Annotated in this window: 8 protein-coding genes; all 8 read left to right on the forward strand. The window is 29.2% G+C overall.

Features of this window, described 5'->3' with window-relative positions; genetic code table 11:
• Positions 1-15: 15 nt before the first annotated feature.
• Entirely contained in the window at positions 16-2,082 is a 2,067-nt protein-coding gene (locus tag ACO409_RS05965) for an HD family phosphohydrolase (RefSeq protein ID WP_485555734.1), read from the forward strand.
• A 21-nt stretch (positions 2,083-2,103) separates the two neighbouring features.
• Complete coding sequence (ybeY, locus tag ACO409_RS05970; RefSeq protein WP_485555736.1) at positions 2,104-2,592, forward strand: rRNA maturation RNase YbeY; 489 nt, start codon at positions 2,104-2,106, stop codon at positions 2,590-2,592.
• 96 nt (positions 2,593-2,688) lie between these two features.
• Positions 2,689-3,495, forward strand: coding sequence for a diacylglycerol kinase (locus ACO409_RS05975; RefSeq protein WP_485555738.1), 807 nt, complete (start codon positions 2,689-2,691; stop codon positions 3,493-3,495).
• Positions 3,496-3,658: 163 nt separating this feature from the next.
• Positions 3,659-4,741 carry a peptide chain release factor 1 gene (prfA, locus tag ACO409_RS05980; RefSeq protein WP_485555740.1) on the forward strand — a complete coding sequence of 361 codons (1,083 nt, stop codon included), beginning with the start codon at positions 3,659-3,661 and terminating at the stop codon, positions 4,739-4,741.
• Positions 4,734-5,897, forward strand: coding sequence for a peptide chain release factor N(5)-glutamine methyltransferase (gene prmC / locus ACO409_RS05985; protein ID WP_485555742.1), 1,164 nt, complete (start codon positions 4,734-4,736; stop codon positions 5,895-5,897). The genes prfA and prmC overlap by 8 nt, the downstream gene beginning before the upstream one ends.
• A 72-nt stretch (positions 5,898-5,969) precedes the next feature.
• Positions 5,970-7,049, forward strand: a complete 1,080-nt coding sequence (locus tag ACO409_RS05990; protein ID WP_485555744.1) for a hypothetical protein — start codon at positions 5,970-5,972, stop codon at positions 7,047-7,049.
• A gap of 127 nt (positions 7,050-7,176) precedes the next feature.
• Positions 7,177-8,172, forward strand: coding sequence for a tRNA preQ1(34) S-adenosylmethionine ribosyltransferase-isomerase QueA (gene queA, locus ACO409_RS05995; RefSeq protein WP_485555746.1), 996 nt, complete (start codon positions 7,177-7,179; stop codon positions 8,170-8,172).
• Positions 8,173-8,790: 618 nt separating this feature from the next.
• On the forward strand, positions 8,791-9,465 hold a 675-nt coding region (locus ACO409_RS06000), incomplete at its 3' end, for an RNA-guided endonuclease InsQ/TnpB family protein (protein WP_485555748.1).

The raw sequence follows: 9,465 nt of genomic DNA on the forward strand, positions 1-9,465 counted from the left end.
GAAAGGAAAGGGAAAATGAGAGTAAATATATTAGGGCGGGAATTTATTTTTGAAGTAAAAGAAAAAAGTAAAAAAAATGACGAATCCCAGTCTTATGTCAAAAATAGATTTATGTTCAGATTCATTATTTTGGCAGCAACGTTTATGGTATTTGGAATAATTATAGAAATGTCAAGACTGAATGTAAATTATGTCGTCGGAAGCATTGCAAAATCTGATATTGTTGCATATAAAAATATGTCATATTTTGTGGATATTCTGGATGACAGCATTGAGGAAAAGATAATGAGAACGACACAGCCTGAATATGATAAAATAAAGGATATAAACAGGGAAACAGTAATAGCTCTTAATAAATTTTTGCGGGATATAAGGAATATGAACTTATCTGATGATGAAACTCTTGCAAAGTATATAAAAGACAATAAATATACATTTACTAATGCAGATATCAGGGAAATAGCACAAAGAACAGAGAATGTAGAATATTCTATAAATTTAGATGAAATTATGTCTGAAATTTATAGTACAGGGATTTACAAAATGGAAAGCCTGCCAAAAATAATCAGAAGAAAGAATATACAGGCAGATAATCTGGATATGAAAGTTCTTCAAAATTTTATAAAGCCAAATTTGGTTATAAATGAGGAAGCTACAAAGAAAAAAATTGCAGATAATATAATGTCATTGAAAGATAAGGAAATTAAGATTTATAAAGGGGATATTATTGTAAAGAAAGGAGAGATAATTGATTCAGATGCATTCTTGAAGTTGGAAAAGTTGAATTTAGTGAGAAACGAAGACAAGTTTAAAAAGGCAGTTGGATTAATAACAATATTTTCATTGCTTATAATTTTGATTTATTATATTCTTAAAAAAAATGCAAGAAAAGTGGTGGAATCAAATGCATTTTATCCAACAATAATTACAATAATAATTGTAAACGTGTTTTATGTGTTATTTTTGAATAATCAGTTTCTTATTTATTTGCTTCCTTTTGCGATGATTCCGATTATTTCGACAATTTTAGGGAATAAAACTTATGCAATTATTATGACCTTTTCTAATATGGTTATGCTTTCTCAGGAAGAATCGTGGTTTTTTGTCACAATAGCAGTTTCACTTATTGCAATTTATAAGGCAGATAATCTTGTTGGAAGGAGCGATATTATTAAGTTGAGTTTTTTTCTTGGAATATTTCAGGCACTATTGTCATTTAGCTATGGACTGGTTAATCAGTCAAATTTTGGGTTAATTTTATTGATGATAGTGTTATCAGTATTTTCGGGAATTCTTGCTGGAATGATGTCGCTTGGAGTATTGCCGTATTTTGAGGATTATTTTGATATTTTGACAACTATGAAATTACTGGAATTAAGTGATTTTTCACATACATTGCTTAAACGGCTGCTTATAAAGGCTCCGGGGACTTTCCATCACAGTATAATGGTTGGAGCGTTAGCTGAAGGAGCGGCGGAAAGCATAGGAGCGAATGCCACTTTTGCGAGAATTGCTTCTTATTATCACGATATTGGGAAAATGAAGCGTCCAGAATTTTTTGTAGAAAATCAGCGAGATGGAATTAATCCACACAATAAGATAAAACCATCATTAAGTGCATTAATACTGACTTCGCATACAAAAGACGGATATATAATGGGAAAAGAAAATAAATTACCAAAAGAAATATTGGATGTAATTTTGCAGCATCATGGAACAACTTTGACTCAATATTTTTATTATAAAGCATTAGAAAATGGTGAAAAAGTTGTTGAAAGCAACTTTAGATATAGCGGGCCTAAACCAAAAACAAAGGAATCAGGAATAATACTTCTGGCAGATACAGTTGAAGCAGCTACAAGAACACTTGAAAATAAAAGTAAAGAAGGAATTGAAAACTTTATAAGATATTTGGTAAAATCAAAAATTGAAGACAAGCAATTAAGCGATTCTGACTTAACTTTAGGAGAGCTTGAAAAAGTTATTCAATCTTTTATAAACACATTACAAGGTGTTTACCATGAAAGAATAAAATATCCAAAAATGGATGAAAAAATGAAAAAAAATATTGAGAAAAAATAAAATTAAGAAAATGGAGAAAGTATGGAAAAAGAAATAGATAAAGAAAAAAAAATAGAAATAGATATAACTTATAACATTGAAAAAATAGACAGTTTTTTTGACGAAGAAAAAATAAATGAGTTTGTAAGTTATATTTTAAAAGATGAATACAAGGAAAATTTTGACAAAAATGAATATTATCTTTCATTACTGATTACAACAAATGAGGAAATTCAAGAAATAAATCGTGAATATCGTCAAAAGGATGCTCCAACTGATGTAATTTCTTTTGCCTATAATGAAACAGAAAACGTAGGAGCAGTCAATATGTTAGGTGACATTGTAATTTCAATTGATCGTGTGAGAGAGCAGTCTAGTGAATATGGACATTCTAATGAAAGAGAATTTTATTATGTTTTATGTCATGGAATGCTGCATTTATTAGGATATGATCATATTGAAGAAGAAGATAGAGCTGTTATGAGAAAAAGAGAAGAACAAATTTTAAAAAAGTTTAATTATAATAGATAAATGTATGCAAAAAATATTTATTTGATTATATATTTAAACTCATTTAAAATTGAAATATTAAAAATCATATTTAAGTTTAGATAAGGAGAAAAAGTTTTGGCAAAAAAAAATAAAAAATCAATATTTTCGTTGTTTCATAAAAAAAATAGATATAATTGGGATATAAAAAAAGAAAGAGCAAGGGATAAAAGGCTTGTTGACAGTTTTAATTTTGCAATTGAAGGGCTGATTTCAGCATTGAAAAATGAAAAGCATATGAAAGTTCATATACTTGCGGCAATTATTATTGTAATTTTGGCGATTATTATAAATGCGAGCAAAGTAGAAATTTTGATAATTTCATTATCGGTATCATTTGTTATAATTACAGAGCTTGTAAATACTGCGGTTGAGGCAATCATTGATTTAGTTTCTCCTGAACGGCATCCGCTTGCAAAATTGGCTAAGGATGTGGCAGCTGGAGCAGTTTTAGTTGCGGCAATTAATGCACTTTGTGTAGGTTATTTGCTATTCTATGATAAGTTGCTGGATATTTTTGATGGTGCAAATAGATTGCATGTTATAGCTGGAAGAAAAGGTAATATTTCAATTTTGATATTAATTTTAGTTTCAATTTTGGTAATTGTTTTAAAAACTTTTTTTAGAAAAGGTACACCACTTGAAGGCGGTATGCCTAGCGGACATAGTGCGATAGCTTTTGCGGCTTTTGGAATATTAGTATTTATGACTTCGGATATAAGAATACTGGTTTTGGGATTCTTTATGGCTGCATTAGTTGCTCAAAGTAGAGTTAAGTCTGGAATACACAGTATTAGAGAAGTTTTGGTGGGAGGACTGCTTGGATTTTTGGTGGCATTTATTATATTATTTATAATGATGAAATTTGGAATTTTGTATAATTAAAAATTGAAAAAGATTAAAAAATATGCTATAATACTTAACGTTAAAAGTTATCTAAAAATGAATCGAGGTTATTGAAGAATATCTAATATAATAAAGTTCAAAAATAATTTTGATTGCAAATTATTTAAATAAAATCGAGAATTTAGGAGTTGGAAAATAGATTATGTTTCAAAAATTAGACGATGTTGTTTTAAAGCACAAGGAGCTTACAAAAATGCTTATGGATCCTGAAGTTATATCAGATCCAAAGAAAATTATGGAGTATAATAAAGCTTTAAATAGCATTGATGAAGTTGTTAAAAAATATACATATTACAAAAGCCGTAAAGAAGAAATGGAAAGTTTAAAAGAAGACTTAAAATCTGAAAAAGATGCAGAAATGAAAGAAATGATGCATGAAGAAATACATCTTATTGAAGAAGAAATTCCACATCTTGAAGAAGAATTAAAAGTTCTTTTACTTCCAAAAGATCCTAATGATGATAAAAATGTTATTATGGAAATCCGTGCTGGAGCAGGTGGAGATGAGGCAGCATTATTTGCAGCTGATATTTTCAGAATGTTTACAAGATATGCAGAAAGAAATCGTTGGAAAACTGAAATCATTGAAAAAAATGAAATTGGTGTTGGTGGATTGAAGGAAGTAACATTTTTAATTAAAGGACACGGAGCATATTCAAGATTAAAATTTGAAAGCGGAGTTCACCGTGTACAAAGAGTTCCAGCTACTGAATCTTCTGGAAGAGTTCATACATCTACAATTACAGTTGCAGTATTACCTGAAATAGATGACGTAAGTGAAGTAGAAATTAATCCAAGCGATTTGAAAATTGATACATATAGATCAAGTGGTGCGGGTGGACAACACGTAAATACAACTGATTCTGCTGTAAGAATCACGCATTTACCGACAGGACTTGTAGTAACTTCGCAAGATGGACGTTCGCAAATAAAAAATAAAGAAGCTGCAATGAAAGTATTAGTTTCTAAATTATATGAAATGGAATGTGAAAAACAAAGAAGTGCAGTTGAAAGTGAAAGACGTTCACAAGTTGGAAGTGGAGATAGATCTGAAAAAATTAGAACTTATAACTTTCCACAAGGTAGAGTTACAGATCACAGAATCAAATTGACGCTTCATAGACTTGAAGGTATTTTAGATGGAGATCTGGATGAAATGATAGATGCTTTGATAGCTTTTGAACAAGCAGAATTATTGAAAGAGGTTGGAAGTAATAATGAATAATTTGCTGGATATTTTGAATAAATCGGTTAATTATTTAGAAAAAAAAAATATAAAAAATGCTCGATTAGCAGCAGAAAGTATAATTGCTGAAATAATGCAAATGGAAAGAATTATGCTGTATGCTAAATTTGAGCAAGTATTATCAGAAAATGAATTAAAAAAAATTCGAGAAAAACTAAATGAAGCAATAAGTAAATCAAAAGAAAAAAATATATCTGATAATAGTAATTTTGAAAATACATCAAGATCTGAAAAACAGCTAAAATTACTGCTTGATAAAAGTATTCAGTATCTTAAAAAAAATGACATTGAAGAAGCAGAATTAATTGCACAAATTGTATTTTCAAATGTTTTGAATATTGATAGAATGATGCTTTTTACAAAGTATAGAGATGATATTGAAGATGAAAAAATTAAAAAAATCAGATATTTTATTCAAAAAATTGGACGTGAAAAATTTCCAGTTCAGTATTTATTGAATGAGCAGGAATTTTATGGAAGAAAGTTTTACGTTGACAAGGGAGTTTTGATTCCACGCCAAGATACAGAGATTTTAGTTGAAAAAATGATTGATATTTTAAAAAATAATATTTTAAAAAATCAAGATTTTGAAAATAAAAATTCAAAAATTCATCCTAAAATACTTGATATTGGTGCTGGAAGTGGTATAATAGGGATAACAGCTGCATTGGAAATAGAAAGTTCTTATGTGCTAGGTGTGGATATTTCTGAAAAAGCACTTGAAACTGCTGAAAAGAACAAAAAGATTTTAAAAGTTCCAAATATAAAATTTTTGAAGTCTAATTTGTTTGAAAATGTAGAATTTAAGCAATTTGATATGATAGTGTCGAATCCACCGTATATTTCCCTTGATGAAGTTGGTATTATGTCAGATGACACTTTATTACACGAGCCAAGTGAAGCACTTTTTGCAGGAAATGACGGATTATATTTTTATTATGAGATTTGTCATAAGGCATCTGATTATTTAGCTGATTTTGGATATTTATTATTTGAAATTGGCTATAAACAAGGAAAAAATGTTGCAGAAATTATGACAAAGTCAGGTTTTAAGAATGTTGAAGTTGTAAAGGATTTAGCGGGACTAGATAGAGTTGTTATAGGACAGAAAATTATAAATAAAATTGAAAGTTAGTTAAGTATTGAATGATTTTATATTTAAAAAATATGCAGAATCGTTTGATTAAAGAAGAATGGAGATGAGTTGATGATTTGTGATAGGAGATTTTTTAAAAAAACAGGGATATTATTATTATTTGGGTTGGCATGCTCAATAACATCATTTGGAAATGAAAGTATTAAGGAGGTGTCTTTGTCAACAGGAAACACTGAAAATATAAGTATACCTAAAAAAGAACCTGCATCAATAGCTTCAGCTGCAGCTAATAATTCACAATTGGAAAAATTAATAAAAAATCAATATAATAACAAAAACATTGATTTAAATGTAAATACAAATTTGAGAAATATGCGTGATAGTGGAAGTTATGAACGTCCAAATGCAAATACTTATACGGCAAACAGAAAAACTCAGCAAGGAACACCTGATATGAAATTATCAAGAGAACAATTACTTGCTGTAGCAGAGAAAATTTTTCAAAATGAAACTGGTGGAGTTAGAAATAATCTAGTTGACTGGAACGATGGAGAAAATTTTCCATCACTTGGAATTGGACATTTTACATGGTTTAAGGCTAGTGGTGGAAGAAGCGGATTTGGAGATAGTTTGCCTGATATGATAGCTTATTATAAAGAAAAAGGTATTGCATTACCAAAATTACTTGCAGAATTTAAACATTCTCCTTGGAATAGTAAGTCAGAATTGATGTCTAAAAAAGCTAGCGGTGATAAAGATATTCAAGAATTAATCGCATTTTTTGACAATACAAGAGATATTCAAGTAATGTTTATTTATGACAGGTTAAAGAGTTCACTTGATAAAATGATACAGGCTTCTTCAAATAAAGAAAATTTAAAAAATCAATTTGAAAGAATGGTAAACACTCCCAATGGGCTTTATGCGTTAATTGACTATGTAAACTTCAAAGGTGAAGGATTGAAAGGCGTCTCATCATACAACAATGTTGCTTGGGGATTAAGACAAGTGCTTGAAAATATGAAGGGAACGGCAACGGGGCAAAGTGCATTAGTAGAATTTAGTAACTCTGCCAAAGATATATTAGCAAAACGTGTAAAAAATGCCCCAAGAAATGAAAGCAGATGGCTTCAAGGATGGTATAACAGAGTAGATACTTATAAGACATTTGAAATTGGAAGTGCATATTAATTAAATATATAAAAAAATTAAGTAAGTAGGCAGGGAATTATTAAATTCCCTGTTTCCTTTAAAATAAAATAAATATTAAGAGATATTATTTTTTTTATAAAATTTGGAAAGAGGGAAAATAAGTTAAATGAAAATTTCGGATTTTGATTTTGAATTACCTGAAGAACTGATAGCACAGCATGCAGTCAATCCAAGGGATCATTCAAGATTATTAGTATTAAACAAAAAAGAAAAAACATTAGAACATAAAAAATTTTATAATATTATAGATTATTTGAAAAAAGATGATGTTCTTGTAATTAATCGTACAAAAGTTATTCCAGCAAGATTATTAGGCCATAAAGAAAATGGTGTTGTGCTTGAATGTTTTCTTTTAAAAAGGTATGATTTGTATACGTGGGAGGTTTTGTTAAAGCCTGCTAAAAAGTTAAAAATTGGGCAAAAAATTATATTTTTGGAAGGAGTTCTGGAAGCAGAGCTTTTGGAAATTAAAGATGATGGGAATAGAGTTGTAAAATTTAGTTTTGAAGGAAGATTTGAAGAAATTTTGGATAGGTTGGGAGAAATGCCGCTTCCACCGTATATTACTGAAAAACTGGAGGACAAGAATCGATACCAGACTGTATATGCAAAAGAAGGAGAATCTGTCGCTGCTCCAACTGCAGGGCTTCATTTTACAAAAGAATTATTAGAAAAAATTCATGAAAAAGGTATTATCATTGCAGAAGTATTTTTAGATGTAGGACTTGGAACATTTCGTCCTGTAAAAGTAGAAAATATAATGGATCATAAGATGCACAGTGAAAAATATCGGGTACCTGAAAAAACGGCTAAAATTATCAATGAGGCTAAGAAAAAGGGAAATCGTGTAATTGCAGTAGGAACGACATCAGTAAGAACATTAGAATCAGCTGCTTATGAAAATGGTAAAATTATGGCAGATGAAGGAAATACAAGTATTTTTATTTATGGAAATTATAAATTTAAAATTGTTGATGCAATAATTACAAATTTTCATTTGCCAAAATCTACGTTAATTATGTTAATTTCAGCATTTGGCGGAAAAGAATTTATTTTTGAGGCTTATAAAAAGGCTATTAAAGAGAAATATAGATTTTATTAAATAGTGCAAGAACACTCGCAACTTTTAGTCGTGAGATAAATTGCACGAAGATTTTAGTAAGCATATAGGGAAACTTGTATGTAGACACGGAGCAAAACCGTGCAACAAAGAAACTGAATTGCTGGGAACTCTTAAAGCTAGTATAACCACAACATAATACCTTCGTTCAAATATGGTATAAGTGTGATGGTGGCGAAAGCAGAAAAAATATACTAGATGGTGCAAGGTTAAATCCTAAACATTAAGCCGTACATATAGAAAGGAATATAATAGACAATCAGCAGCTAAGCCTGAAAAGGAAAGTTCAACGACTATCCCTCGTGAGGGGAGTACAATACAAGCGATAGGTATTGGAAGTGGTTTCGCCTAAGTCCTTGAAATAGGATATGGATAAGATATAGTCTGTGCTTGTTAGAGATAACAAGAAGTTCAAGGCTAATCTCCTTAATTTATTAAGGAGTATATATGCCAAGAGAACTGCATAAGTAGTAGCGTATTTATGTGAACGACACTTCCCACTGTTGTGGGGTTTTAAAAACTTTAAAAATATTTAAAAATAAACAGATAAAATGTAGAATACATGATATAATATCTCTGATGAAAAGGAGGTGATTATATATGTATTTAACTTTAAAACAACAAGTAAAACATCTTAGCAAAAAAGAGTTTAGAAATTTAAAATATTTGTGCCATATAGCTAAGAATTTAAAGAATCAGGCTATATACAATGTTAGACAATACTATTTTAAAAATAAAAAGTATTTAAGTTATAATGAAAACTATAAAATGCTTAAAAATAGTGAAAATTATAAGAAATTAAATTCTAATATGGCTCAACAAATTCTAAAAGAAGTAGACAGAAGTTTCAAATCATTTTTTGGACTTTTAAAACTTGCTAAGAATGGTCAATATAATGGTAAAATAAAATTACCTAAATATCTTGCTAAAGATAGTTTTACTACTCTTGTTATAGGTTTTGTTAGATTAAAAGATGATATGCTGATAGTTCCTTATTCAAATTCGTTTAAGAAAACTCATCAGGAAGTTAAAATTAAGCTACCACCAGTATTAAAAGGCAAGAAGATAAAAGAAATTAGAATAATACCAAAACAACATTCTAGGTACTTTGAAATTCAATATACTTACGAAGTAAAAGAAGTTCAAAGGAAATTAAATGAAAACAATGCACTAGGGATTGATTTAGGCATAAATAATCTTTGTACTTGTGTTACAAATATTGGAGCATCATTCATAATAGATGGTAGAAAATTAAAATCAATAAATCAATACTAT

The sequence above is a fragment of the Leptotrichia sp. genome, assembly GCF_057270615.1.

Excerpts from the sequence above, each read along its gene's own strand:
- ACO409_RS05965 (WP_485555734.1), top strand. The coding sequence starts at position 16 with ATGAGAGTAAATATATTAGGGCGGGAATTTATTTTTGAAGTAAAAGAA.
- ybeY (WP_485555736.1), top strand. The coding sequence starts at position 2,104 with ATGGAAAAAGAAATAGATAAAGAAAAAAAAATAGAAATAGATATAACT.
- prfA (WP_485555740.1), top strand. The coding sequence starts at position 3,659 with ATGTTTCAAAAATTAGACGATGTTGTTTTAAAGCACAAGGAGCTTACA.
- prmC (WP_485555742.1), top strand. The coding sequence starts at position 4,734 with ATGAATAATTTGCTGGATATTTTGAATAAATCGGTTAATTATTTAGAA.
- ACO409_RS05990 (WP_485555744.1), top strand. The coding sequence starts at position 5,970 with ATGATTTGTGATAGGAGATTTTTTAAAAAAACAGGGATATTATTATTA.
- queA (WP_485555746.1), top strand. The coding sequence starts at position 7,177 with ATGAAAATTTCGGATTTTGATTTTGAATTACCTGAAGAACTGATAGCA.